This is a genomic window from Burkholderia sp. PvR073 (assembly GCF_054055695.1).
The window spans coordinates 19,994-44,978 of sequence record NZ_JBSRXO010000020.1; the positions used below are offsets into that span (position 1 = coordinate 19,994).

Below are 24,985 nucleotides of genomic sequence, written 5' to 3' on the forward strand. Positions count from 1 at the left end.
CTCGCTTAAGGTGAGCGCTCGACCATCGGCGGAGACGACACATGACGGACGACACACGTGCCACGCAATTGCTTTCGGGCCAGACCTGGGCCGATTTCTGCGACACCCTGAAACGCAGCGGCCAGCAGATCCTGCGCGCCGAGGCGCCGGACGATCCGCTCACGCGCGCGGAAGGGTTCCGCTACCTGAGCCGGCTGATGCGCATCGCGCTCGAGATGCACGTCGAGTTCGCGGACGGCGCGTGGCCCGGCTTCTTCTCGCCGTCGCACGAGACCGCGAAGATCGGCGCCGACAATCCCGACAACCTGTACCAGTACGCGCGCCTCGACGGCCGCTGCGAATATCGCGTGACGGGGCGGCGCGGCACGGTCGCGTACCTGAGCTTCGGCACGCAGAAGGGCGGCTACGAGACGGACGGCAAGATGCTGCAGACCGGCTTTCTCGATGCGAAGCAACTCGAGCTCGCACCGGACGGCAGCTTCGAGATCGTGCTGAGCGAGACGCCGCGCGCGGGCAATTGGGTGCGCATGGAGCCGGACACGAACGCGCTGCTGGTGCGCCAGACCTTCCTCGACCGGCGCGCGGAGACGCCGGCGCAGTTGAAGATCGAGCGCATCGGCGCGCACGATCGTCCGGCGCCGCTCGACCCGCTCGTGCTGCAGGGCGGCCTCACGCGCGCCGCGCGGTTCGTCGAGCAGACGTCGAAGCTGTTCGCCGACTGGGCCGCGAGCTACGGGTCGCACGTGAACGCGCTGCCGCCCGCCGATCAGGCGCTGTGCCAGTCGGTCGGCGGCGATCCGAACATCTACTACTACCACTCGTGCTGGTCGCTGGCCGAGGACGAGGCGCTCGTGATCGACGTCGACACGGTGCCCGACTGCGACTTCTGGAACGTGCAGCTCAACAACTACTGGATGGAGTCGCTTGACTACCGGCACTTCGACATCTGCGTGAACAAGCACGGCGCGCGGCTGAATGCCGACGGCGGCGTGACGGTGGTGGTCGCCGCGTCGCGGCTGGGTGACGCGAACTGGCTCGATACGGCCGGGCATCGCACCGGCACGATCTGCTGGCGCTGGGTCGGGGCCGCGCAGCCGGTGCATCCGCGCACGCGCGTCGTCAAGCTCGCCACGTTGCAGGCGGCGGCATGAACGCGCCACTCGACCAGATCCGCGCGCAGCTTAACGCCGACGGGTTGATCGCCGAGGCCGTGTCGCGCACGGGCGGGCTCACCGCGTTCGGCGACGGGCCGTATCGCGAGGCGCTCGACGTGATGTGCGCATCGCTGATCGACGAAGCGAAGCTGTCCGCGCGCGGCGCGGAGATGATGCGCGAGAAGCTCGTCGGCCAGCTCGTGAACCGGCTCGTCGTCGAGTACTACGGCCGCCGCCATCCGGAGATCGCCGACATCGCGATCGACGATCCGCTCGTGATCGTCGGGCTGCCGCGCACCGGCACGACACTGCTGCAGCGGCTGCTCGCCGTCGATCCGCGCTTTTATTCCGCCGCGTGGTGGGAAACGCGCTATCCGGCGCCGCTCGCCGGCGAGACGCTCGACGCACCGACCGTGCGCATCGCGCGCGCGCAGGCGGAGGTCGCGATGATGATCGACTGCATTCCGCAGATCCTGGCCATTCATCCGCTCGACGCGATGCTCGCCGACGAGGAGTTCATGCTGATGGAGCACGCGTTCGTGTGCGCGATGGATTCGTACGCGAACGTGCCGACGTATACGGCGTGGCTCGCGAAGCAGGACCTGACGCCGGTCTATACGTACCTGAAGCGGATGCTGCAGTTCCTGCAGTGGCAGAAGGCGCGGCGCGGCGTCGCGCCGGCCGAGCGCTGGCTGCTCAAGACGCCGCAGCACCTGCACGCGCTCGACGTGCTGTGCCGCGTGTTCCCGCGGGCGCAGGTGGTGCTCACGCACCGCGAGCCGGCGCAGACGATTCCGTCGATGGCGAGCATGGCGCACACGTTGTGGCAGATGTACGCGGACGACCCGGATCCGCGCACGGTCGGCACGCAGTGGAACGCGGGGATGGCGCGTGCGGTCGGCGCGGCGATGACGGCGCGCGACGCGCTGCCGGCCGAGCGATTTCTCGACGTGCGTTTCGAGGACACCGTGTCGAATCCGCTCGGCGTCGCGCAAGCCGTGTACGGCTTTGCCGGCATGCCGCTCGATGCGCGGCAGCGCGCGGCGATGACGGACTGGATGGCGCGTAACGGCCGCGACAAGCGCGCCGCGCACGACTATTCGATCGCGCGCTTCGGCTTCACCGCTGCGCAACTGGCGCACGATTTCGCCGCGTATCGCGCGCGGCACCTGCAGGCGGCCGGCTGACGGCGCGCCCGCGAGACCAACGATCACCAGGAGACAACCCATGTTGCTGAAGGACAAGATCGTCGTGATTTCCGGGATCGGGCCGGGGCTCGGCGTGAAGCTTGCCGTCGAGGCGGCGCGCGAGGGCGCGCGCGGCGTCGTCGTCGCGGCGCGCACGATGGAGAAGCTCGAGGATGCGGAAGCACGGATCGGCGCACTCGGCGTCGCGTGCGACGTGCTGAAGGTGCGCACCGACATCGCCGAGCGCGCGCAATGCCGGCAACTCGCGACGCTGGCGATCGAGCGCTTCGGCCGGATCGACGCGCTCGTGAACAGCGCGTTCGTGCACGGCACGTTTCCGGAGGCAGTGGAGGACGCCGATCTCGACGGCTGGCGCGCGGTGTTCGACACCAACGTGTTCGGCACGATGACGCTCACGCAGGAAATCGTGCCGCACATGAAGCGGCAGAAGCGCGGCGCGATCGTGATGATCAACACGCAAGCGACTCGCAAGCCATTTGCAGGGGAATCGGGCTACGCTGTATCGAAGGGCGCGCTCGCGGTTGCGGCAAAATATCTGGCGCGCGAGCTCGGCGTGCACGGGATCCGCGCGAACAGCATCCACATGGGGTGGATGTGGGGCGTGCCGACGCAGACGTATTTCCGGCAGGCGGCAGCCGAGTACGGGATGACGGAGGAGGAGATCATCGCGCCGGTCGCGTCGAACATCGCGCTCGCGAAGCTGCCGACCGACGACGACTGCGCGCGCGCGGCGCTGTTCCTTGCGTCGGATTATGCGAACGCGGTGACCGGTGCGACGCTGGACGCGAACGGCGGCGATTTCATGCCCTGAGGAGGGAGCAGCGAATCATGCAGGAAACTCGACAGGCACGGCATTTCTTCGCGTTCAACGGCGACGCGGACGGCCTCTGCGCGCTGCAACAGCTGCGGCTCGCGGAGGGCGCGGGCGGCACGCTCGTGACGGGCGTGAAGCGCGACATCAAGCTGCTCGAGCGAATCGACGCGCGGGCCGGCGATCGCGTGACCGTGCTCGACGTGTCGCACGACCAGAACCGCGACGCATGCGCGCGGCTGCTGCGCGACGGCGCCGCGGTTCGCTACTTCGATCATCACTTCGCGGGCGCGTTGCCCGGCGATCCGCGTTTCGATGCGTATATCGACACGGCCGCCGACATCTGCACGAGCGCGCTCGTGAACCGCTATCTCGGCGGCCGGCACGTGCGCTGGGCGATCGTCGCGGCGTTCGGCGACGAACTGCCGGCGCTTGGCGACGCGCTCGCCCGCGAATACGGAATCGACGAAGCCGAACGCTGCACGCTGGCCGAGCTCGGGCTCTACCTGAACTACAACGCGTACGGCGACTGCGTCGGCGACCTGCATTTCGATCCGGCGGTGCTGGCCGATGCGATGCTGCCGTGCGTCGATCCGCTCGACTTCGTGCGCGACACGCCGGTGTTCGCCGCGCTGCGCGACGGCTATCGCGACGACATGGCGCGGGCATGCGCGCTCGTGCCGCTGCGCGACGTGCCGGGCGCGACGCTGATCAGGATGCCGGATCAACCGTGGGCGCGGCGCGTGTCGGGGATGCTCGCGAACGAACGGATGCGCAATGCGCCGCATGCGGCGCTTGCGGTGCTGTCGCCGCGTGCGCAGGGCGGGCTCGTGGTCAGCGTGCGCGTGCCCGACGACAGGCCGCTCGGCGCCGACGAGTTCTGCCGCGGTTTCCCGACCGGCGGCGGGCGCAAGCGCGCGGGCGGCATCAACCATCTGCCGGAAGCCGACTTCGACGCGTTCGCCGAGCGTTTCGAAGCGGCGTTCCGTCTGGACTGACCCGCGGGCCTGCGACGCGCGCGCCGTGCTGCAATGCCACGGCGCGCGCGTCGCGCAGCCTCAGCCGGTTGCGTCGGCGAGGTCCGTCGCGCGAGAGTCGATCGCCGCGTCGCGCGTGAACCCCGCATCGGTTGCTTTCCGTCACGCGCCCGAGCGCCCGCGCGCCGCGTGCAGCGCTTCCGCGCGCTGCTTCACGTCCCGCGCGCACTGGTCGAACCCCTGTTTCACCCAGCCGCCGTGCTCGCGCATGATCGTTTCCGCGTTGATGCCGAGAAACTGATCGGTCGTGAAGTAGCGGCAGCGTTCGGCGCCGTCGGCTTCGACGTACTGGTCGCGGCGCGCGGCGTCCCGGTTGTCGTCGGTCGGGCGCTGCTCCCACGACAGCAGGCGTTCCGGCTCGCAGGCAACGAGGATTTCGTTGACGGGAATGACGGTCTCCGTGCCCGGAATGCGCACCTGCATGTGGACGAAGTCGCCGATTCGGCCGGTCGTTTCGAGGCCGACGCAGAACGTGTTCCATTCGCCGTAGCGCGGGAAGTCGGTCAGCACTTCCCAGACGACGGAAGCGGGCGCGTCGATCGCGACGGTGATCGAGGTGACGAGATTGGCTGGTTTGGTCATGGCGGTATCGGGTGAGATTGATGATGAGGACGGGACTGCGGGACTGCGGGACTGCGTGGCCGCACGGCCGGACGCACTGCGACGGACGGAGCGGTCCGCGCGGGCGCCGGCGAGCAGGGCACCGGCGTCGCGCGATGCGCGTGACCGGTGTGCGGCCGGCGCGTGTCGCGCGTCGCGGCGAACCCGACATCGAGCGTAGGCCGGCGCATGCGACGAAGAATCGTCGGAATGGACTAAGGCGTTTCACCGGGCCGGTGATCCGGCGATCCGGCGTCGGCACGCGATGCGCGCACGCGCGCCGCATGCATTGCATGCATCGACATCGCGCGAGCCTGCCGCGACAATACGGGTCACTTTCAATTTCCTGCCGCGAGGTGCCCGTGTCAGCCAAGTCGTCCGTTGCTCCTGCCGTCGTGTGGTTCCGCGACGATCTGCGCGTGACCGACCAGCCCGCGCTGACGCGCGCAGTCGCGTCGGGCCGGCCGCTCGTATGCGTGTATGTCGACGATACGGGCGAGGGGGCGGGGCGTGCGCTCGGCGGCGCGGCGCGCTGGTGGCTGCACGGCTCGCTCGCCGCACTCGACGCGGCGCTCGCGCGTCATGGCGGACGCCTGCTGCTGTTGCGCGGCGATGCGCAGCGCGAGATCGAGCGCGTCGTGCACGACACGGGCGCGGCGGCCGTGTACTGGAACCGCCGCTACGCGCAGCCGCAGCGCGATGCCGATGCGGCGTTGAAGGCGTCGCTGAAGGCGCACGGCCTCGAGGTCGAGAGCAGCAACGGCAGCCTGCTGAACGAACCGTGGGAAGTGATGACGGGCGCCGGTACGCCGTTCCAGGTGTTCACCGCATACTGGCGCGCGGTGCGGCGCGATCGCACGGTGGCGGCGCCGCTGCCCGAACCGGAGCGGATCGCGTTTCATCCGTGGCCGGCCGGCGTGCGCGAACGCGCGCTGGCGCTCGACACACTCGCGTTGCGCCCGCACGCGCCGGACTGGGCGGGCGGTCTGCGCGACGCGTGGCCGGCACCCGACGAAGCCGGCGCGCACGCGCGGCTCGATGCGTTCGTGAACGAGTCGCTGGCCGGCTACGCCGACACACGCGATCGACCCGGCCAGCCCGCGACGAGCCGGCTGTCGCCGTTCGTGCGCTTCGGCAACGTGTCGCCGCGACAGGTGTGGCATGCGGTGCAGGGGGCGGCACAGGCGGGCGGTGCGGCGTGCGCGGCCGGTGCCGAGAAATTCCTGAGCGAGCTCGGCTGGCGCGAATTCAGCCACGCGCTGCTGTATCACTTCCCGGCGCTCGCGACCGACAACTTTCGCGCGCAGTTCGACGCGATGCCGTGGCGCGACGATCCCGCCGCGCTGCGCGCATGGCAGCGCGGGCTCACCGGCTACCCGCTCGTCGATGCGGGAATGCGCGAGCTGTGGACGACCGGCTGGATGCACAACCGCGTGCGGATGGTCGTCGCGTCGTTCCTCGTCAAGCATCTGCTGATCGACTGGCGGGCGGGCGAGCGCTGGTTCCACGACACGCTCGTCGATGCGGACGCCGCGAACAACCCGGCGAACTGGCAATGGGTGGCCGGCTGCGGGGCCGACGCCGCGCCGTATTTCCGCATCTTCAATCCGGTGACGCAGGGCCGGAAGTTCGACCCGCAGGGCGTGTACGTGCGCCGCTGGGTGCCGGAACTCGCGGGCCTCGACGCGGCGGCGATTCATGCGCCCTGGGAGGCGTCCGCGGCGCAGCTGGCGGCGGCCGGCGTGCGGCTCGGGCTCGACTATCCGGCGCCGATCGTCGATCACGACGGCGCGCGCCGTCGTGCGCTCGATGCGCTGGCCACATTGCCGAAGTCGAGCGCCGCCGGTCAACCGCGCGCGGTGTAACGTGCCGCGTCAGTTGCAGAACGCCGCGTGCTCGAGCAGCGCGAGCGCGATGCCCGAATCGAAGTAGGTCGCGCCGCACCACGCGACGAACGCGAGCACGCCGGCGGCCAGCGCCGCACGGATCAGGCCCATGCGGCCTTGGCCGACCTGGGGCGCGCGATGCGCGCGTCGTCGATCGGCAGGTGCAGCAGCGCGGCTAGCACGCCGAGCGCGATCGAGCCGATCCAAAGCGGCAGGTACGAATGCGTCGCGTCGTACACGAGCGCGCCGAGCCACACGCCGAAGAAGCTGCCGAGCTGGTGCCCGAAGAAGACGAAGCCGAACAGCGTCGCGATGTAGCGCACGCCGAACACCTGCGAGATCACGCCGTTGGTCAGCGGCACCGTGCCGAGCCACGTGAAGCCCATCACGGCCGCGAACACGTAGACGCTCGCGGGCGACAACGGCGCGGCAACGAACGCGGCCATCGCCAGCGCACGCACGAGGTACAGCACGGACAGCACGTACTTGCGCCGCAGCAGGCCGCCGAGATGGCCGCACGCGTAGGTACCGGCCACGTTGGTCAGCGCGATCAGCGCGAGCGCGACGCTGGCATGGCGCGCGGGCAGCCCGTGATCGAGCAGGTAGGCCGGCAGGTGGGTCGCGATGAACGCGAGCTGGAACCCGCACGCGAAGAACCCGGCGTTCAGCAGCCAGAAGCCGCGGTGCGCGAACGCTTCGCGCACGGCCGCCGCGATCGACTGGTCGGTGCCGTCGGCACGGCTCGCGGCCTGCGCGGGCCGATCGCGCACCAGCACGGCGAGCGGCGCGAGCAGCGCGGCGACGAGGGCGAGCGCGACGAATGCATGCTGCCAGCCGATGCCGCCGATCAGGACCTGCGCGACCGGCACCATGCAGAACTGGCCGAGCCCGCCGATCGCGCCGGCGACGCCGAGCGCCCAGCCGCGCTGGTCGGGCGGAAACAGCCGGCTCAGCGCGCCGTAGATCGACGCGAAGGCCGACCCCGACAACGCGATGCCGATCACGAACCCCGCGCCGGCCGTGAACACGCCGATCGACGCCGCCAGCGCCATCGCGACGAGCCCGGCCGCGTACAGCAGCATGCCGGCGACGATCACGCGCACCGACCCGAAGCGGTCGGCGATCATCCCGGTCAACGGCTGCGCGATGCCCCAGATCAGGTTCTGCAGCGCGAGCGCGAGACCGAACGCTTCGCGCGACCAGCCGTGGTCGAGCGTGACGGGCGCGAGGAACAAGCCCTGCACGTGGCGGATGCCGAGCGCGGCGCCCATGATCAGGCCGCCTGCGAGTACCGGCAGCCAGCGGCGCCGGGCGTCTCGTTCGATCGGGGTCATGCGTGTCTCCGGATGAATGCGGGCGGCGCGACGGCCGCGTTCGATCCGATTAGACGATCCGGTCGCGGTGTCGCTCAAGCGATCATTCGGTCGGGTTCGCATGCGTGCAGGGAATGCGAGACGGGTCGGACGCGCTGCCGGAGAGGAGGGCGGTGCGGGCCGGGTGCGTGGAGCCGCTGCCGCGCAGGCGGCCGGCGCAACACGCGGCCGATGCGCTGTTACGGCGCCGGTCCATCGCCTGCGGCGGCGTGATCCGTCGCACAACGATCGCCGCCGCGCCGGCATCGGCTCGACGCGGAAAATCGCGCGCGGCTACCGCTGCGCCACGTCGTATGCGCGCATCGCCGCGTCGCACTCGGCCGCTTCGGCGAGAATCCAGTCGCGCACGTCGGCGACTTCGCGGCGCGGTGCCGGATCGTGCCGGAACAGCCAATAGCCATAGGCATCCGACGACGCCTGCGAGCGTGGGCCGAGCACCGCGAGCCGTCCGTCGGCGAGCATCGGCGCGACGAGCGCGAGCCGTCCGAGCGCGACGCCCTGGCCGGCGATCGCGGCGTGGATCACCTGGTCGTACTGGTTGAAGCGCAGCACGCCCTTGGGGCGCGCGTCGCCGAGCCCGGCTGCGTGCAGGTGCGCACGCCATTGCAGCTGCGTTTGCGGCGGTCCGTCGAATTCGAGCAGCACGTGGTCCGCGATCACGGCCGCGTCGGTGACGGGCCGGGCGGCCAGCGCAGGGTGCGCGACCGGCACGACGAGCTCGTCGAACAGCCGCACCGCGCCGGCCGGCGCGCGCTCGCGCGGGCAGTAGCGGATCCCGAGGTCGATGCCTTCCGCGCGCAAATCGAGTACCTTGTCGTTCGCGGCGACGCGCAAGTCGACCTCGGGCAGGCGCGCCTGCAGGCGCCCGAGTCGCGGCAGCAGCCACAGCGCGGTGACGCCGATGCTCGCGGTAATCGTGACGGGCTGGCGCTCGCGCGCGGCGGCGAGCGACGCGACGGTGTCCTGCAGGCTGAGCAGCGCCGCATCCGCGGCGCGGAACAGCCGCTCGCCTTCGGGCGTGAATGCGATCTTCCGATAGCCGCGCTGCAGCAGCGCGACGCCGAGATGCGCTTCGAGCGCATGCACCTGGCGGCTGACGGCCGACTGCGTGACGCACAAGTCCTGCGCGGCGAGCGTGATGCTCATGCGGCGGCCGACGGCGACGAAGCCGCGCACGAGGTCCAGCGACGGGAGACGGACGAGCGGCGTTGACATGCGTAGGGCTCATGCGAACGGAGCAGCAAGATTGGTTGAGAACGCCGGGCGCGTCAAGTTCAATGGAGGCTGGCCGACGGGCGGGCGCCGCGTCAGGTGGTGCCGCACAGGAGACAGGATGACGATTTCGAACGAAGCAGGCGGGACGGCGCGCGCGGCCGAGCGAGCGGCGGGCGTATTGCCGCCGCAGCCCGTGACGCTGACCGCGGCCGACGGCTACGCGTTGCGCGGCTACGTGTGGCGCCATCGCGGCGGCGGCGGTGGCGCCGGGCGGCCCGTGACGGTCATCAATTGCGCGACGTCGGTGCGCTGCGACTATTACTTCCGCTTCGCGGCGTGGCTGTTCGCGCAGGGGCGCGACGTGCTCGTCTACGACTATCGCGGCATCGGCGGATCGCGCCCCGCGCGGCTCGCGACGCTGCGCGCGAACTGGCTCGACTGGGGGCGGCTCGATTGCGAGGCCGCGCTGCAGTACGCGCGCGACGCGTTTGCGGGCCAGCCGCTCGACGTCGTCGCGCACAGCATCGGCGGCTGCGTGCTCGGGCTCGCGGCGTCGAACGCGTGTGTGCGTCATGTGGTGACCGTCGGCGCGCAGTATGCGTACTGGCGCGACTACCGGCCGCAAGAGCGGCGGCGCATGTGGTTGAAGTGGCACGTCGCGATGCCGGCGCTCGCGGCCGTGTTCGGCTATGTGCCCGCGAAACGGCTCGGCTGGATGGAAGACACGCCGCGCGGCGTCGCGCTGTCGTGGGTGCGCGCGCAACCGCGCTTCGAGGATGCCTACACGCATGGCCTGCTCGCCGAAACCGCGGCGAGCCGCGCCGCGTTGCCGACCCGCTTCGCGCGGCTGTCGGCGCCGATGCTCGCGATCGGCCTCGAAGACGACGGCTTCGGCACGGTCGACGCGATCGAACGGCTGGTCGGCTACTACACGGGCAGCGACGTCACGCATCTGCGGATCGCGCCGCGCGACATCGGCGTCGATGCGATCGGCCACTTTGCGTTCTTCCACAGCCGCTTCACCGACACGCTGTGGCCCGCCGCGTTGTACTGGCTGCAACACGGCGTGCTGCCGGCCGATGCGCCGGGCCACGTCCACGCGCGCCATCCGGCGCAGCGTGCGCGGCTGGCGGGAAGCGGCGTGCCGGGTGCCGTCGCACAAGGCTGACCGCGCCCGCAACCGGGTGGCCGCGTCGATCAGATGGCCGCGCCACCTGCCGCTGCCGGCGATTCCGGTCGCGACGCATCGATCCGCACCCGGCGCGATCGATTAACATCGGACGTTTGATTCGACTGCCTGCTGCGTGCCGATGTCCGTTCCGCCCGATTCCGAGATTTCCGCCGACCTGTCGCGCGCATGGCGCGTGCACCTGCTCGACCTGCCGCCTGCCGCGTCGCGTGCCGGCGTGCAGGTCGCGCGCATCGATTTCGACTGGCGCGTGCCGCTCGCGTCGCCCGCCTATGCGGCATTGAGCGACGCCGAGCGCGCGCGTGCCGGGCGCTATCTTCGACACGAGGATGCGGTGCGCAGCGCCGCGACGCGCGCCGCGCTGCGCGACGTGCTCGGCGCGGCGCTCGATCTGGCGCCGAACGATATCGCGATCGTCGTCGATGCATCGGGACGGCCGTCGCTGGATCCCGCGCATCGCGCATCGCTCGATTTCAACGTGTCGCACGCGGGCGATCACGCGCTCATCGCATGGACAGAGACGGGGCGCGTCGGCGTCGATATCGAAAGCTGCAACCGCACGACCGACTGGCGCGCGCTGACGGACGAAGTGTGCGCGGCCGCCGAGGCCGCGTTTCTCGACGGCCTGCCGCCCGGCGCGCGTGCCGACGCGTTCATGCGCGTGTGGTCCGCGAAGGAGGCGCTGCTCAAGGCGCTCGGCACCGGCATCGGCGGTGGGCTGCGCGCGTTCGCCGTCGTGCCGCCGCGCGACGCGGCGACGCCCGCGACGACGATCGTCGAGCCGGGCGCGCCGGCGGCCGGCGTGGCGGCGTTCGACGCGCTCTGGCTCGACGCGGCGCCCGGCTACGCGGCGTGCGTCGCGTGGACGCGCGCATGAGCCGAGGTCACCGCGCGGCGCTCACTCGAGCGGTGCGTCGTTCGGCGCCGCGTAGCGCGTCCTGATCACGTCGCTCATCGGGAAGTCGAACGCGAGCCCCTTCGGCGGCACCGGCTTCATGAACCACTTGTCGTACAGCGCATTGATCTCGCCGCTCTTCATCAGCTGCACGAGCACGCCGTCGACGAGCGCCTTGAACTGCGGATCGTCCTTGCGCAGCATGAATCCATACGCTTCCGACGACTGCGGCGTGCCGACGATCTGCCAGTCGGCCGGCTTCGCCGCGAGCTGGCGCACGCCCGCGAGCAGCACGTCGTCCATCATGTAGGCGGCCGCGCGGCCCGATTCGAGCGTGAGGCGTCCTTCGCCGTAGTCCTTCGCGCTGATGATCTGCATGTTCAGCTTCTTTTCCTCGTTCATCTTGCGCAGCAGGCGTTCGGACGTCGTGCCCTGGTTCGTCACGACCGTCTTGCCGGCGAGATCGGGGAAGTCGCGGATGCCCGAGCTCGTGCGCGTGAGCAGGCGCGTCGTCGCGACGAAGAAGGTGGTCGAGAACGCGACCTGCGCGTGGCGCGCGGCGAGATTGGTGGTCACCCCGCATTCGAGATCGACGGTGCCGTTCTGCACGAGCGGGATGCGGTTCTGCGACGTGACCGGGATGAAGCGCACCTGCAGGTCGGGCTTGCCGGTGCGCGCCTTCACGGCGGCGATCACGCGATCGCACAGGTCCTGCGAGAAGCCGATCACCTTGCCGCTCGCGTCGACGTAGGAGAACGGCACCGACGTTTCGCGGTGGCCGATCGAAATCAGGCCGGCCTGCCGGATCTTCTCGAGCGTGCCGGACAGCGGCTCCGCGGCAAGCGACGCGCCGCACGCGAGCGCGCACGCGGCGACGAGCAGGCTGCGGCCGAAAAGGGCGGTCAACCGGGGCGGGATGGTCATGGCAGGTCTCCGAAGGCGGATGGCAGGAAGGTGCGGATTCGTATGTTGCCAAAGACAAAATAATTGCAACATATGTTAATTGCGGAGCCTGTCCGGCTACTCCCGCGGGCCGCACCCGACATCAGGGAAACTCCCAAGTCGAAATCATTAAAAACGGGGTTGTCTAGACAAGTTCCGATGGCTACACTGCAATCCATCCCGAACTTGTCTAGACAGGATTGCTCACATGATTACGTTGACCCCCGGCCACCTGACCCTCCCGCAACTGCGCAAGATCGCGCGCGAATCCGTGCAGCTCACGCTCGACCCGGCGAGCTTCGCGAAGATCGACGCCGGCGCGAAGGCCGTCGCCGACATCGCGGCGAAGGGCGAGCCGGCATACGGCATCAACACGGGCTTCGGCCGCCTGGCCAGCACGCACATCCCGCACGACCAGCTCGAGCTGCTGCAGAAGAACCTGGTGCTGTCGCACGCGGTCGGCGTGGGCGAGCCGATGGCACGCTCGTCGGTGCGCCTGCTGATGGCGCTGAAGCTGTCGAGCCTCGGGCGCGGCCACTCGGGCATCCGCCGCGAGGTGATGGATGCGCTGATCACGCTGTTCAACGCCGACGTGCTGCCGCTGATCCCGGTGAAGGGCTCGGTCGGCGCATCGGGCGACCTCGCGCCGCTCGCGCACATGTCGGCCGTGCTGCTCGGCGTCGGTGAAGTGTTCATCCGCGGCGAGCGCGCGAGCGCGCTCGATGGTCTGCGCGTCGCGGGCCTCGCGCCGCTGACGCTGCAGGCGAAGGAAGGCCTCGCGCTGCTGAACGGCACGCAGGCCTCGACGGCGCTGGCGCTCGACAACATGTTCTCGATCGAAGACCTGTACCGCACCGCGCTCGTCGCGGGTGCGCTGTCGGTCGACGCGGCAGCCGGCTCGGTGAAGCCGTTCGACGCACGCATCCACGAGCTGCGCGGCCATCGCGGCCAGATCGACGCGGCCGCGTCGTATCGCGACCTGCTCGACGGCTCGCCGATCAACCAGTCGCACCTCGACTGCGACAAGGTGCAGGATCCGTACAGCCTGCGCTGCCAGCCGCAGGTGATGGGCGCGTGCCTGGACCAGATGCGCCACGCGGCCGACGTGCTGCTGATCGAAGCGAACGCCGTGTCGGACAACCCGCTGATCTTCCCGGATACCGGCGAAGTGCTGTCGGGCGGCAACTTCCACGCTGAACCCGTCGCATTCGCGGCCGACAACCTCGCGCTCGCCGCGGCCGAAATCGGCGCGCTGGCCGAGCGCCGCATCGCGCTGCTGATCGACGCGACGCTGTCGGGCCTGCCCCCGTTCCTCGTGAAGGACGGCGGCGTGAACTCGGGCTTCATGATCGCCCACGTGACGGCTGCCGCGCTGGCCTCGGAAAACAAGACGCTCGCGCATCCGGCATCGGTCGATTCGCTGCCGACCTCGGCGAACCAGGAAGACCACGTGTCGATGGCGACCTTCGCCGCGCGCAAGCTCGCCGACATCGCGGACAACACGAAGTACATCCTCGCGATCGAACTGCTGGCCGCCGCGCAGGGCGTCGACCTGCGCGCGCCGTACCACACGAGCCCGAAGCTCGCGCCGGTGATGGAAACGATCCGCGGCCATGTGGCGCACTACGAGCTCGACCATTACTTCGCACCGGACATCGCGGTGATCGCGAAGCTCGTCAGCGAGCGCGCGTTCGCCAAGGTCGCGCCGTTCTCGTTCGCATCGGAACAGTAAGCCCATGAGCGCGCCGGTCTACCAGGAGATCAAGGATTTCATCCTGGGCCGCATTCACGCCGGCGAGTGGGCGGAGGGCGACCAGGTGCCCTCCGAGAACGAACTGGCCCGCGAGTTCAAGGTCGCGCGCATGACCGTCAACCGCGCGTTGCGCGAGTTGACGGCCGAGCAGGTGCTCACGCGCATGAAGGGCGCGGGCACCTACGTCGCGCGGCCGAAGTACGAGTCGACGCTCGTCGCGATCCGCAGCATTTCGGAAGAGGTCGACGCGCGCGGGCATGCGTACCGCGCCAGCGTGCTTGGCCTCGACACGATCCGCGCCGACGAGGCGCTCGCCGACGAGATGCAGATGGCCGTGCGCGCAAAGCTGTTTTATTCGCAGGTGTTGCACTTCGAGAATGACGAACCCGTCCAGCTCGAAGAACGATGGGTGAATCCGGCGGTCGCGCCGGATTATGCCGAGCAGGATTTCACGAACACGACGCCGAACCTGTACCTGATGCGCGCGGCCCCGCTGCAGCGCGTCGAGTACCGGATCGAAGCGGCGGCTCCGGCGCCCGAGCGGCGCGAGCAGTTGCGGATGGACGACGTCGAGCCGTGTCTGGTTTTACATCGGCGTACCTGGTCGCAGGGCGTCGTCGCCTCGGTGGCGAATCTGTGGCACCCGGGCAGTCGTTATCGCTTCACCGGGCATTTCTGATTCCAATTGATCTTCACTTTCCTTCGGGAGCAGTTGTCATGAACCATCCGAAACACATCGATCCCCGTCTCGATCCGACGCGCACGATCCGCGCACCGCGCGGCAGCGAGAAGGTCTGCAAGACCTGGCTGGCCGAAGCGGCCTACCGGATGATCCAGAACAACCTGGATCCGGAAGTCGCCGAGCATCCGCACGCACTCGTCGTGTACGGCGGCATCGGCCGCGCGGCGCGCAACTGGGAATGCTACGACCAGATCCTCGCGTCGCTGAAGGATCTCGAGGACAACGAAACGCTGCTGATCCAGTCGGGCAAGCCGGTCGGCGTGTTCCGCACGCACACGGATGCGCCGCGCGTGCTGCTCGCGAACTCGAACCTCGTGCCGCACTGGGCGAACTGGGATCACTTCCACGAGCTCGACCGCAAGGGCCTGATGATGTACGGCCAGATGACGGCCGGCAGCTGGATCTACATCGGCAGCCAGGGGATCGTGCAGGGCACCTATGAGACGTTCTTCTCGGTCGCGAACCAGCATTTCAACGGCGACCCGTCGGGCCGCTGGATCCTGACGGGCGGCCTGGGCGGCATGGGCGGCGCGCAGCCGCTGGCCGCGACGATGGCAGGTTTCTCGATGATCGCGGTCGAATGCGACGAGACGCGCATCGACTTCCGCCTGAAGACCCGCTACGTCGACAAGAAGGCGACGACGCTCGACGAAGCGCTCGGCATGATCGACGAAGCGAAGCGCGCCGGCAAGCCGGTCTCGATCGGCCTGCTCGGCAACGCGGCCGACGTGTTCGCGGAACTCGTCAAGCGTGGCGTCACGCCGGATTGCGTGACCGACCAGACGAGCGCGCACGACCCGATCAACGGCTACCTGCCGCAAGGCTGGACCGTCGCGCAATGGCGCGAGGCGCAGAAGGTCGATCCGCAAAGCATCGTGAAGGTCGCGAAGCAGTCGATGGCCGAACAGGTGCGCGCGATGCTGACGCTGCAGGAACGCGGCGCGGCCACGCTCGACTACGGCAACAACATCCGCCAGATGGCGCTGGAAATGGGTGTCGAGAACGCATTCGATTTCCCGGGCTTCGTGCCGGCCTATATCCGCCCGCTGTTCTGCGAAGGCAAGGGTCCGTTCCGCTGGGTCGCGCTGTCGGGCGATCCGGAAGACATCTACAAGACCGACCAGAAGGTGAAGGAGCTGATCCCCGACGACGCTCACCTGCACAACTGGCTCGACATGGCACGCGAGCGCATCGCGTTCCAGGGCCTGCCGGCGCGGATCTGCTGGGTCGGCGTGAAGGATCGCTATCGCCTCGGCCAGGCGTTCAACGAGATGGTGAAGAACGGCGAACTGAAGGCCCCGATCGTGATCGGCCGCGACCACCTCGACACCGGTTCGGTCGCGAGCCCGAACCGCGAGACGGAATCGATGAAGGACGGTTCGGACGCCGTGAGCGACTGGCCGCTGCTGAACGCACTGCTGAACACCGCGGGCGGCGCATCGTGGGTGTCGCTGCACCATGGCGGCGGCGTCGGGATGGGCTTCTCGCAGCACTCGGGCGTCGTGATCGTCGCCGACGGTACCGCCGAAGCGCACGAGCGTCTCGGCCGCGTGCTGCTGAACGATCCGGCGACGGGCGTGATGCGTCATGCGGATGCCGGCTATGAACTCGCGCAGCAGACGGCCCGCGAAGCCGGCCTGAAGCTGCCGATGCTCGGCCGCTGAGCATGACGGCGCTCGACCAGGCGCCGGTGCACGCAACGATGATCCGCTCGGCGGATCTCGTTGCGTCGCCGTGGAAGAACGGCGGTGGCGTGACGCGCGAAATCGCGGCATTTTCGCCTCGGGAAACGTCCTCCGGGGCGCTGCCGGGCGCCGCGCTCGATGCGTTCGCATGGCGCGTGAGCGTCGCGAACGTCGACGCGGCCGGGCCGTTCTCGCGTTTCGACGGCATCGATCGCACGCTCGTGCTGCTGTCCGGCGCGGGCATGACGCTCACGGAAGCGAGCGGTGCGCGCCATGTGCTCGACGCGCCGCTCGCCCGTGCGGATTTCGCCGGCGAAACGGCGATCGACGCGACGCTGCATGACGGCCCGACCCGCGACTTCAACCTGATGACGCGCCGCTCGGCCGCGCGCGGGACCGTCGACGTGTGGCCCGAAGGCACGCACCGCGTCGAGCGCGCCGATACCGTGCTGCTGTTCTGCGCGACCGGCGCAGTTGGCGTCGAGATCGACGGCGCGCATTACGCGCTGCAGGAAATGGACACGCTGCGGCTCGACGGGCCGCAGCGTGCGTTTGACGTCGTCGTGAGCGGAGGCGGCGCGCTGCTCGCCGTGTCGCTCGCCGTCGGCGAACGAGACTGAACGCATGAAACCGACTGTCTGGCATCACCTGAGGCTGTGTCCGCACGGCCACCCCGACGAAACCATCGACGACGCGGCGATCGCCGTCGACGAAACCGGCACGATCGTGTGGCTCGGCGCGTTCTCCGCGCTGCCGCACGGTTACGCGCACTGGCAGCGGGAAGACCTGCACGGCGCGTGGGTGACGCCGGGCCTCGTCGACTGCCACACGCACCTCGTGTACGGCGGCACGCGCGCCGACGAGTTCGCGCAGCGCCTCGCCGGCGTCAGCTACGAGGAGATCGCGCGGCAGGGCGGCGGGATCGTGTCGACGGTGCGCGCGACGCGCGCGGCCGACGAGACGGCGCTGTTCGTGCAGGCCGCCGCACGTCTGCAGCCGCTGCTCGCGGAAGGCGTGAGCGCGATCGAGATCAAGTCGGGCTACGGGCTCGACCTCGCGAGCGAGCGCAAGATGCTGCGCGTCGCGCGCGAGCTCGGCGAGCGCTTCCCGGTCACCGTCTACACGACGTTCCTCGGCGCGCACGCGCTGCCGCCGGAATATGCGGGCCGCGCGGACGAATACATCGACGAAGTGTGCGAACGGATGCTGCCGACGCTGGCCGACGAAGGCCTCGTCGACGCGGTGGACGTGTTCTGCGAGCGCATCGGCTTTTCGCTCGCGCAGACCGAGCGCGTGTTCGAGGCCGCGACGCGGCGCGGCCTGCCGGTGAAGCTGCACGCGGAGCAGTTGTCGAACGCGGGCGGCACCGCGCTTGCCGCGCGTTATCGCGCGCTGTCCGCCGACCACCTCGAATTTCTCGACGAAGCCGGCATCGAGGCGATGAAGGCGGCCGGCACGGTCGCCGTGCTGTTGCCCGGCGCGTACTACTTCATCCGCGAAACGCAATTGCCGCCGATCGAGCTGCTGCGCAAGCACGGCGTGCCGATCGCGCTCGCGACCGATCACAACCCCGGCACGTCGCCGCTCGAATCGCTGCTGCTGACGCTGAACATGGGCTGCACGCTGTTCCGGATGACGGTGCCCGAGGTGCTGCAGGGCGTGACGCGCCATGCGGCCGCGGCGCTCGGCCGTGCTGATCGGCACGGTGCGCTCGAGATCGGTCGCCAGGCCGATTTCGCGGTCTGGTCGGTCGGCTCGCTGTCGGAGCTCGCTTACTGGATCGGCCGCCCGCTGTGCGAGCAGGTCGTGCGCAGCGGTGCGACGGTGTTTCGCCGGATGAACGGCTAGCCTTGCAGGAGACGAGACTCACCATGACCGAAATGACGCTGTTCGCGGACCATGCCTACCTGCCCGACGGCTGGCGCCGCAACGTGCTGCTGCGCTGGGACGCGGCCGGCACGCTGACCGACGTGACGCCCGACACCGATGCGCCGGCGGGCGTCGCGCGCGCGGCCGGGCCCGTGCTGCCCGGCATGCCGAACCTGCATTCGCACGCGTTCCAGCGCGCGATGGCGGGGCTCACCGAATACCGTGCGAATCCCGCCGACAGCTTCTGGAGCTGGCGCGACCTGATGTACCGCTTCGCGCTGAAGATCACGCCCGACGCGCTCGCGGCGATCGCGCGCTGGCTGTACGTCGAGATGCTCAAGTGCGGCTATACGTCGGTGTGCGAATTCCACTACGTGCATCACGCGCAGGACGGCTCGCGCTATCCGCAGCTCGCGGAGCTCGGCACGCGCGTGATCGACGCGGCGCGCTCGGCCGGCATCGGCATCACGATGCTGCCCGTGTCGTACCAGTTCGCCGGCTTCGGCAACAAGCCGCCGCGCGACGACCAGCGCCGCTTCATCAACACGCCGGACGGCCTGCTCGAACTGCTCGACGCGATGCGCCGCGTCGCGCCCGAGCACGGCGGGCTGCGCTACGGCGTCGCGCCGCACTCGCTGCGCGCGGTGTCCGAGAACGGGCTGCGCGTGCTGCTCGACGGCCTGCCCGACGACGCGCCGGTGCATATCCACATCGCCGAGCAGACGGCCGAAGTCGACGACTGCGTGCGTGCCTACGGCGCGCGGCCCGTGCAATGGCTGCTCGATCGCTTCGACGTCAACGCGCGCTGGTGCCTCGTGCACGCGACGCACGTCGATGCGGCCGAAACGGCGGCGCTCGCGAAGCGTCGCGCGGTGGCGGGCCTCTGCCTGACCACCGAAGCGAACCTCGGCGACGGCGTGTTCCCGGCCCTCGACTATCTTGCGCAGGGCGGCGTGATCGGTGTCGGCTCGGACAGCCACGCATCGGTCGACTGGCGCTCGGAGTTGCGCCTGCTCGAATACGGGCAGCGGCTCGTGCATCGCGCGCGCAACGTGCTCGCGAGCGACACGCAGGCGCATGTCGCCGACCGGTTGTTCGACGCATCGCTCGCGGGCGGCGCGCAGGCAAGCGGGCGGCGCATCGGTGCGCTGCGTGAAGGCTGCCGCGCCGACTGGCTCGTGCTCGATCCCGATCATCCCGCGATCGCCGAACACGGCAGCGCGGCGTGGCTGTCGGGCGCGGTGTTCGCCGAGCACGGCGATACGCCGGTGCTCGACGTCTACACCGGCGGCGAACGCGTCGTGAGCGGCCGCCGTCATCGCGACGAAACCGCTGCTTATGCCGACTACCGCGCCGCGCTGGCGCAACTGCTGCGCTGACGCGCGGCACCCGGCGCACGCCGCGCGCGTGCGCCGGCAGACTTTTACGGTGAGGCGACATGACTGAACAACCGGCTGTATTCACGCTGAAGCAGGGCACGCTGCCGCTGCTGATCTCGATCCCGCACGCAGGCACCCACATCCCCGACGACATCGCCGCGACGATGACGCCCGATGCGCGCTTCGTCGACGATTGCGACTGGCATCTCGAGCGGCTGTACGGGTTTGCGGCGACGCTCGGCGCATCGATCCTCGTGCCGTCGCACGCGCGTTACGTCGTCGACCTGAACCGTCCGCCCGACAACGAGAACTTGTACCCGGGACAGGATACGACCGGGCTCGTGCCGGTCGACACGTTCGACAAGGCGCCGTTGTATCCGCCGAACGCGCTGCCCGGCAACGACGAGATCATGCGCCGCCGCGACCGCTACTGGCGCCCGTATCACGACGCGCTGCAAGGCGAGATCGCGCGCCTGAAGCGCGAGCATGACCGCGTGCTCGTGTGGGAAGCGCATTCGATCCGCTCGCACGTGCCGCGTTTCTTCGAAGGCCGCCTGCCGGACTTCAACTTCGGCACGTCGAGCGGCGCGAGCGCCGCGCCCGGCCTTGCCGAGGCGCTGGCCGCATGCGTGAACGCGCACGGCGGTTATACGGCGGTCGCGAACGGGCGGTTCAAGGGCGGCTACATCACACGTCACTACGGCGTGCCCGCCACCGGCGTCGAAGCCGTGCAACTCGAACTGTCGCAGATCACCTACATGGAAGAGACGCGTCCGTACGCGTACGACGAAGCGCGCGCCGCGCGGCTCGTGCCGCTGCTGCAAACGCTCGTCGAAACCGCGCTCGCGCATCGCTGATCCGTCGGCACGCTGCGTGCGGCGGTGCGGTAATATTTTCCGCACTGGCTTGCCGGCACGCGGTGTGCAGGCTGACGCAGCGCACAAAACGGCATCGATCCGAACGGTCGATGCCGTTTTTTTTGTCTGATCGATGTCGGGATCGGCACCCTAAAATTTGACGCAATTTTTAGGTGATATAAGCTGAATGTCAGGAAGTCGTCACGCGCGCACCGGCGGCGACGGCGTCGATTGGCGCCGTACCGTGCCGGAATCCGATGCGAGACACCTTGCCTACGTGTCGCCGCACGGCATTGCCGCCTGCGCTTCACCGCGACACGTGTCCTGTCTTCATCAGTCAGTCGAGTACGATCGTGAAAGCCGCCAGCCCTTCGATACGCCGGACCCGAAGTCCGTCGGCGGGCGCGCCGCCTCAGGCCGGGCCGATCCGGCATGCTGATCGCGGCACGCGCGCCGCCCTCATACGCGAGCCTGGTTTCTTCGCTGTGTCCCATCGCGGCCTGCGCCGCTTCAACCTCGTGACCGCGCACCTGTTCAGCGCGGTGCAGCGCGACGGCAGCGCTTCATTGTTGCCCTAGTGTCGTTTTCCGTGTTCGCATCGGGTCGTACCGTCTGTTGCCGCACCGTGCGCGCGGCATGATCGCGCACGGGCGCATGCTTCGCCACGGCGGGCTTCCATCGTCCTGCGCGTCCGGACGCGTCGCGCGCTTATCGCGGAGGCGATCATGCGAGCACGCCCGATCGTAGCCGTCACCGCCGACCGCATCCTGCGCGGCGCCCATCCGAACCACACGGCCGGCGAGAAGTATCTCGTCGCGCTGGTCGACGGCGCCGGCGCGCTGGCGTTCGTGCTGCCCGCACTGGGTGCGCGGCAGCCGGTCGACGCGATCGTTGCGTCCGTCGACGGGCTGCTGCTGACCGGCAGCTATTCGAACGTCGAGCCGCATCACTACGGCGGCCCGGCGAGTACGCCTGACACGCTGCACGACCCCGCGCGCGATGCGACCGCGCTGCCGCTGATCCGCGCGGCGATCGATGCCGGCGTGCCGGTGCTCGCGATCTGCCGCGGCATGCAGGAGCTGAACGTCGCGTACGGCGGCACGCTGCATCAGCGGCTGCATGCGAGCCCCGGTTTCCATGACCATCGCGAGCGCGACGGCGATCCGCTCGAGCGCCAGTACGGCCCCGCGCATCGCATTCAGCTTGCGCCGGGCGGCCTGCTGCAACGAATCGCGCGCGGCGCGCACGACGCGATGGTCAATTCGCTGCACGACCAGGGCGTCGCGCGGCTCGGCGCGGGGCTCGCGGTCGAAGCGAGCGCGCCCGACGGGCTGATCGAGGCGGTCAGCGTGCGCGGTGCGCGCGCGTTCGCGCTCGGCGTGCAGTGGCATCCCGAATGGCGTTTCGCGGAACAGCCGCTGTCGCGCGACATCTTCGCGGCATTCGGCGCGGCGTGCCGCGCGCGCATGACACACCGCATTCATGCGGCCGGCGGCACCATGCCGTCGCAAGCCGCATCCGACATCGACTGAACGAGGCCGATCATGCAACCCGAACTGAGCGAATTCCTGCGTCAGCACCGCATCACCGAAGTCGAGGCGATCATTCCCGACATGGCCGGCATCGCGCGCGGCAAGATCATTCCGCGCAACAAATTCGAATCCGGCGAATCGATGCGCCTGCCTCAGGCCGTGATGGTGCAGACCGTCACGGGCGACTATCCGGAGGACGGCACGCTGACAGGCGTGACCGATCCCGACATGGTGTGCGTGCCCGATCCATCGACGATCTGCCTGGTTCCGTGGGCCGTCGATCCGACCGCGCAGGTGATCCACGATTGCGTGCATTTCGATGGCTCGCCGGTCGAGATCTCGCCGCGCTACGTGTTGCGCCGCGTGCTCGACCTGTACAAGGCGAAGGGCTGGAATCCCGTCGTCGCGCCCGAGCTCGAGTTCTATCTGGTCGACATGAACGCGGATCCCGACCTGCCGTTGCGTCCGCCGATCGGGCGCACCGGCCGCGCGGAAACCGGCCGGCAGTCGTATTCGATCGAGGCGGTCAACGAGTTCGATCCGCTGTTCGAGGACATCTACGAATACTGCGAGATGCAGGGGCTCGACATCGAGACGCTGATCCACGAAGTCGGCGCCGCGCAGATGGAGATCAACTTCGTGCACGGCGACGCGCTGTCGCTGGCCGACCAGGTGTTCCTGTTCAAGCGCACGGTGCGCGAGGCGGCGCTGCGGCACAACATGTACGCGACATTCATGGCCAAGCCGATGGAAGGCGAGCCGGGCTCCGCGATGCACATCCACCAGAGCCTCGCCGATGTGCACACCGGTCGCAACCTGTTCGCCGAAGAAGACGGGGTCGTGTCGCCGATGTTCCACAGCTATCTCGCGGGGCTGCAGAAGTACACGCCCGCGCTGATGCCGATCTTCGCGCCGTACATCAACTCGTATCGCCGGCTGTCGCGCTTCATGGCCGCGCCGATCAACGTGCAGTGGGGCTACGACAACCGCACGGTCGGCTTCCGCATCCCGCAGTCGACGCCGGTCGCGCGGCGCATCGAGAACCGGATTCCGGGCGTCGACTGCAACCCGTACCTCGCGTTCGCGGCCACGCTCGCGGCCGGCTATCTCGGCCTCACGCAGCAACTCGCGCCGACCGAACCGATCGCGTCCGACGGCTACGACCTGCCGTACCAGCTGCCGCGCAATCTCGAGGAGGGCATCTCGCTGATGGCCGCGTGCACGCCGCTCGCCGGCATTCTCGGCGACAAGTTCGTGAAGGCGTACCTGGCGCTGAAGGAAACCGAATACGAAGCGTTCTTCCGCGTGATCAGCTCGTGGGAACGCCGCCATTTGCTGCTGCACGTGTGAGTGTGCGGCGCTGTTTTACGGAGGAAACATGACCGATCGAAACGAAGCCTTCCCGCCGCACTCGACCGCCGAATACCGCGCGCTCGACGCCGCGCACCATATTCACCCGTTCTCTGACATGGGCGCGCTCAATCGCGCGGGCAGCCGCGTGATCGTGAAGGCCGACGGCGTCTACCTGTGGGACTCCGACGGCAACAAGGTGATCGACGGGATGGCCGGCCTCTGGTGCGTGAACGTCGGCTACGGCCGCAAGGAACTCGCCGACGCCGCGTATCGCCAGTTGCAGGAACTGCCGTTCTACAACACGTTCTTCAAGACCACGCACCCGCCGGTGATCGAACTGTCGGCGCTGCTTGCCGAAGTCACGCCCGCGGGCTTCAACCACTTCTTCTATTGCAACAGCGGCTCGGAAGGCAACGACACCGTGCTGCGCGTCGTGCACCAGTACTGGCGCGTGCAGGGCAAGCCGCAGAAGAAGTTCGTGATCTCGCGCAAGAATGGCTACCACGGCTCGACGATCGCGGGCGGCACGCTCGGTGGAATGGGCTACATGCACGAGCAGATGCCGTCGAAGGTCGAGCACATCGTGCACATCGACCAGCCGTATTTCTTCGGCGAAGCGCAAGCCGGCGAGACGCCCGAAGCGTTCGGCCTGGCACGCGCGCAGCAGCTCGAGGCGAAGATTCTCGAACTCGGCGCGGAGAACGTCGCCGCGTTCATCGGCGAGCCGTTCCAGGGCGCGGGCGGCGTGATCTTCCCGCCGTCGACGTACTGGCCGGAAATCCAGCGGATCTGCCGCAAGTACGACATCCTGCTCGTCGCCGACGAAGTGATCGGCGGCTTCGGGCGCACCGGCGAATGGTTCGCGCATCAGCACTTCGGCTTCGAGCCGGACCTGATCACGATGGCCAAGGGCCTGACGTCGGGTTACGTGCCGATGGGCGCGGTGGGCATTCACGAGCGCATCGCGCGCCCGATCATCGACAACGGCGAATTCAATCACGGCCTCACGTACTCGGGTCACCCGGTGGCGGCGGCCGTCGCGGTCGCGAACCTGAAGCTGCTGCGCGACGAAGGGATCGTCGAGCGCGTGAAGCGCGACATCGGGCCGTATTTCCAGCGCCGGCTGCGGGAAGCCCTCGGCGATCATCCGATCGTCGGCGAGATCGCGGGAGCGGGGCTGGTCGCGGGCGTTCAGCTGGCGCGCGACCGGAGCCGGCGCGAGCGATTCGGCGCGGACGTCGATATCGGCACGATCTGCCGCGACTTCTGTTTCAACGGCAACCTGATCATGCGTGCGACCGGCGACCGGATGCTGCTGTCGCCGCCGCTCGTGATCCGGGAGGAGGAAGTCGACGAGATCGTCGACAAGGCGCGGCGTGCGTTCGACGCGACGGCGGAGCGGGTGGGGCGAGGCAAGTGAATGGTCGCGGTGCTTCGATGACATGCCGTCGAAGCGCCGACTCTTGAACGGGGTGGGCGAGCCCGAAGCATTCGGCAGCAGAGGA

22 protein-coding genes are annotated in these 24,985 nt (G+C 69.1%); 17 read left to right on the forward strand and 5 right to left on the reverse strand.

Translation table 11 applies throughout. The features are described from left to right. Nucleotides 1-41 precede the first annotated feature (41 nt). The 4 genes from ACVK00_RS32910 to ACVK00_RS32925 are packed head-to-tail and all read left to right on the forward strand — an operon-like array spanning nt 42 to nt 4,171. Nucleotides 42-1,151 (forward strand): DUF1214 domain-containing protein, encoded by a 1,110-nt coding sequence (locus tag ACVK00_RS32910; RefSeq protein WP_284898851.1) that lies wholly within the window; start codon nt 42-44, stop codon nt 1,149-1,151. Beyond that, nucleotides 1,148-2,341, forward strand: coding sequence for a sulfotransferase family protein (locus tag ACVK00_RS32915; RefSeq protein ID WP_284898854.1), 1,194 nt, complete (start codon nt 1,148-1,150; stop codon nt 2,339-2,341). The genes ACVK00_RS32910 and ACVK00_RS32915 overlap by 4 nt, the downstream gene beginning before the upstream one ends. A 40-nt stretch (nt 2,342-2,381) precedes the next feature. Next, a complete protein-coding gene (locus ACVK00_RS32920; protein ID WP_228904918.1) occupies nt 2,382-3,173 on the forward strand; it encodes an SDR family oxidoreductase in 792 nt (263 codons plus the stop codon). A gap of 17 nt (nt 3,174-3,190) precedes the next feature. Then, entirely contained in the window at nt 3,191-4,171 is a 981-nt protein-coding gene (locus ACVK00_RS32925) for an acetyltransferase (protein ID WP_284898858.1), read from the forward strand. Between the two features lie 141 nt (nt 4,172-4,312). Here the strand turns inward: ACVK00_RS32925 and ACVK00_RS32930 are convergent, their stop codons facing one another. Continuing rightward, nucleotides 4,313-4,792, reverse strand: a complete 480-nt coding sequence (locus ACVK00_RS32930; RefSeq protein WP_284898861.1) for an SRPBCC domain-containing protein — start codon at nt 4,790-4,792, stop codon at nt 4,313-4,315. A 380-nt stretch (nt 4,793-5,172) separates the two neighbouring features. Between ACVK00_RS32930 and ACVK00_RS32935 the strand changes: the two genes are divergently transcribed. Next, on the forward strand, nt 5,173-6,675 hold the full coding sequence (locus tag ACVK00_RS32935) for a cryptochrome/photolyase family protein (RefSeq protein WP_284898863.1): 1,503 nt from the start codon (nt 5,173-5,175) through the stop codon (nt 6,673-6,675). A 9-nt stretch (nt 6,676-6,684) separates the two neighbouring features. Here the strand turns inward: ACVK00_RS32935 and ACVK00_RS32940 are convergent, their stop codons facing one another. The 3 genes from ACVK00_RS32940 to ACVK00_RS32950 form a co-directional block, all read right to left on the reverse strand. Next, nucleotides 6,685-6,807, reverse strand: coding sequence for a hypothetical protein (locus tag ACVK00_RS32940; protein ID WP_284898864.1), 123 nt, complete (start codon nt 6,805-6,807; stop codon nt 6,685-6,687). Next, complete coding sequence (locus ACVK00_RS32945) at nt 6,798-8,030, reverse strand: MFS transporter (protein ID WP_284898865.1); 1,233 nt, start codon at nt 8,028-8,030, stop codon at nt 6,798-6,800. The genes ACVK00_RS32940 and ACVK00_RS32945 overlap by 10 nt, the downstream gene beginning before the upstream one ends. Nucleotides 8,031-8,342: 312 nt before the next feature. Then, entirely contained in the window at nt 8,343-9,284 is a 942-nt protein-coding gene (locus tag ACVK00_RS32950) for a LysR substrate-binding domain-containing protein (RefSeq protein WP_284898867.1), read from the reverse strand. Between the two features lie 118 nt (nt 9,285-9,402). Between ACVK00_RS32950 and ACVK00_RS32955 the strand changes: the two genes are divergently transcribed. Continuing rightward, nucleotides 9,403-10,452 carry an alpha/beta hydrolase family protein gene (locus ACVK00_RS32955; protein WP_228904908.1) on the forward strand — a complete coding sequence of 350 codons (1,050 nt, stop codon included), beginning with the start codon at nt 9,403-9,405 and terminating at the stop codon, nt 10,450-10,452. Between the two features lie 142 nt (nt 10,453-10,594). Continuing rightward, nucleotides 10,595-11,350 carry a 4'-phosphopantetheinyl transferase family protein gene (locus ACVK00_RS32960; RefSeq protein WP_228904906.1) on the forward strand — a complete coding sequence of 252 codons (756 nt, stop codon included), beginning with the start codon at nt 10,595-10,597 and terminating at the stop codon, nt 11,348-11,350. A 21-nt stretch (nt 11,351-11,371) separates the two neighbouring features. Here ACVK00_RS32960 and ACVK00_RS32965 read toward each other — a convergent pair whose 3' ends face one another. After that, entirely contained in the window at nt 11,372-12,292 is a 921-nt protein-coding gene (locus ACVK00_RS32965) for a glutamate/aspartate ABC transporter substrate-binding protein (protein WP_175670762.1), read from the reverse strand. Between the two features lie 226 nt (nt 12,293-12,518). On the opposite strand from ACVK00_RS32965, the gene hutH reads away from it, so the two are divergent. From hutH to ACVK00_RS33015, 10 genes are all read left to right on the forward strand, one after another. Further along, complete coding sequence (gene hutH, locus ACVK00_RS32970; protein ID WP_284898871.1) at nt 12,519-14,042, forward strand: histidine ammonia-lyase; 1,524 nt, start codon at nt 12,519-12,521, stop codon at nt 14,040-14,042. Nucleotides 14,043-14,046: 4 nt separating this feature from the next. Then, nucleotides 14,047-14,742 (forward strand): histidine utilization repressor, encoded by a 696-nt coding sequence (hutC, locus tag ACVK00_RS32975; protein WP_006754586.1) that lies wholly within the window; start codon nt 14,047-14,049, stop codon nt 14,740-14,742. 38 nt (nt 14,743-14,780) lie between these two features. Further along, nucleotides 14,781-16,469, forward strand: coding sequence for a urocanate hydratase (gene hutU, locus ACVK00_RS32980; protein WP_166725203.1), 1,689 nt, complete (start codon nt 14,781-14,783; stop codon nt 16,467-16,469). Between the two features lie 2 nt (nt 16,470-16,471). Further along, on the forward strand, nt 16,472-17,110 hold the full coding sequence (locus tag ACVK00_RS32985) for a HutD/Ves family protein (protein WP_284898872.1): 639 nt from the start codon (nt 16,472-16,474) through the stop codon (nt 17,108-17,110). A 4-nt stretch (nt 17,111-17,114) separates the two neighbouring features. Further along, a complete protein-coding gene (hutI, locus tag ACVK00_RS32990; RefSeq protein WP_284898874.1) occupies nt 17,115-18,338 on the forward strand; it encodes an imidazolonepropionase in 1,224 nt (407 codons plus the stop codon). Between the two features lie 23 nt (nt 18,339-18,361). After that, nucleotides 18,362-19,738, forward strand: a complete 1,377-nt coding sequence (locus tag ACVK00_RS32995; protein ID WP_284898876.1) for a formimidoylglutamate deiminase — start codon at nt 18,362-18,364, stop codon at nt 19,736-19,738. A 59-nt stretch (nt 19,739-19,797) separates the two neighbouring features. Further along, nucleotides 19,798-20,595, forward strand: a complete 798-nt coding sequence (gene hutG / locus ACVK00_RS33000; protein WP_228904900.1) for an N-formylglutamate deformylase — start codon at nt 19,798-19,800, stop codon at nt 20,593-20,595. Between the two features lie 725 nt (nt 20,596-21,320). Continuing rightward, the gene (locus tag ACVK00_RS33005) at nt 21,321-22,127 is read left to right on the forward strand and encodes a gamma-glutamyl-gamma-aminobutyrate hydrolase family protein (RefSeq protein WP_284898879.1); all 807 of its coding nucleotides are present in this window, start codon (nt 21,321-21,323) and stop codon (nt 22,125-22,127) included. A 12-nt stretch (nt 22,128-22,139) separates the two neighbouring features. After that, nucleotides 22,140-23,477, forward strand: coding sequence for a glutamine synthetase family protein (locus ACVK00_RS33010; RefSeq protein WP_165751698.1), 1,338 nt, complete (start codon nt 22,140-22,142; stop codon nt 23,475-23,477). A gap of 28 nt (nt 23,478-23,505) precedes the next feature. Beyond that, complete coding sequence (locus tag ACVK00_RS33015) at nt 23,506-24,900, forward strand: aspartate aminotransferase family protein (protein ID WP_284898881.1); 1,395 nt, start codon at nt 23,506-23,508, stop codon at nt 24,898-24,900. Nucleotides 24,901-24,985 lie beyond the last annotated feature (85 nt).

Coding starts and splice junctions, on each gene's coding strand:
- ACVK00_RS32955 (WP_228904908.1), top strand. CDS start 9,403: ATGACGATTTCGAACGAAGCAGGCGGGACGGCGCGCGCGGCCGAGCGA.
- ACVK00_RS32950 (WP_284898867.1), bottom strand. CDS start 9,284: ATGTCAACGCCGCTCGTCCGTCTCCCGTCGCTGGACCTCGTGCGCGGC.
- ACVK00_RS32965 (WP_175670762.1), bottom strand. CDS start 12,292: ATGACCATCCCGCCCCGGTTGACCGCCCTTTTCGGCCGCAGCCTGCTC.
- ACVK00_RS32985 (WP_284898872.1), top strand. CDS start 16,472: ATGACGGCGCTCGACCAGGCGCCGGTGCACGCAACGATGATCCGCTCG.
- ACVK00_RS32995 (WP_284898876.1), top strand. CDS start 18,362: ATGACCGAAATGACGCTGTTCGCGGACCATGCCTACCTGCCCGACGGC.
- hutH (WP_284898871.1), top strand. CDS start 12,519: ATGATTACGTTGACCCCCGGCCACCTGACCCTCCCGCAACTGCGCAAG.
- ACVK00_RS32925 (WP_284898858.1), top strand. CDS start 3,191: ATGCAGGAAACTCGACAGGCACGGCATTTCTTCGCGTTCAACGGCGAC.
- ACVK00_RS32915 (WP_284898854.1), top strand. CDS start 1,148: ATGAACGCGCCACTCGACCAGATCCGCGCGCAGCTTAACGCCGACGGG.
- ACVK00_RS32945 (WP_284898865.1), bottom strand. CDS start 8,030: ATGACCCCGATCGAACGAGACGCCCGGCGCCGCTGGCTGCCGGTACTC.
- ACVK00_RS32920 (WP_228904918.1), top strand. CDS start 2,382: ATGTTGCTGAAGGACAAGATCGTCGTGATTTCCGGGATCGGGCCGGGG.
- ACVK00_RS32910 (WP_284898851.1), top strand. CDS start 42: ATGACGGACGACACACGTGCCACGCAATTGCTTTCGGGCCAGACCTGG.
- hutC (WP_006754586.1), top strand. CDS start 14,047: ATGAGCGCGCCGGTCTACCAGGAGATCAAGGATTTCATCCTGGGCCGC.
- ACVK00_RS33010 (WP_165751698.1), top strand. CDS start 22,140: ATGCAACCCGAACTGAGCGAATTCCTGCGTCAGCACCGCATCACCGAA.
- ACVK00_RS33015 (WP_284898881.1), top strand. CDS start 23,506: ATGACCGATCGAAACGAAGCCTTCCCGCCGCACTCGACCGCCGAATAC.
- hutU (WP_166725203.1), top strand. CDS start 14,781: ATGAACCATCCGAAACACATCGATCCCCGTCTCGATCCGACGCGCACG.
- ACVK00_RS32930 (WP_284898861.1), bottom strand. CDS start 4,792: ATGACCAAACCAGCCAATCTCGTCACCTCGATCACCGTCGCGATCGAC.
- hutI (WP_284898874.1), top strand. CDS start 17,115: ATGAAACCGACTGTCTGGCATCACCTGAGGCTGTGTCCGCACGGCCAC.
- hutG (WP_228904900.1), top strand. CDS start 19,798: ATGACTGAACAACCGGCTGTATTCACGCTGAAGCAGGGCACGCTGCCG.
- ACVK00_RS32940 (WP_284898864.1), bottom strand. CDS start 6,807: ATGGGCCTGATCCGTGCGGCGCTGGCCGCCGGCGTGCTCGCGTTCGTC.
- ACVK00_RS33005 (WP_284898879.1), top strand. CDS start 21,321: ATGCGAGCACGCCCGATCGTAGCCGTCACCGCCGACCGCATCCTGCGC.
- ACVK00_RS32960 (WP_228904906.1), top strand. CDS start 10,595: ATGTCCGTTCCGCCCGATTCCGAGATTTCCGCCGACCTGTCGCGCGCA.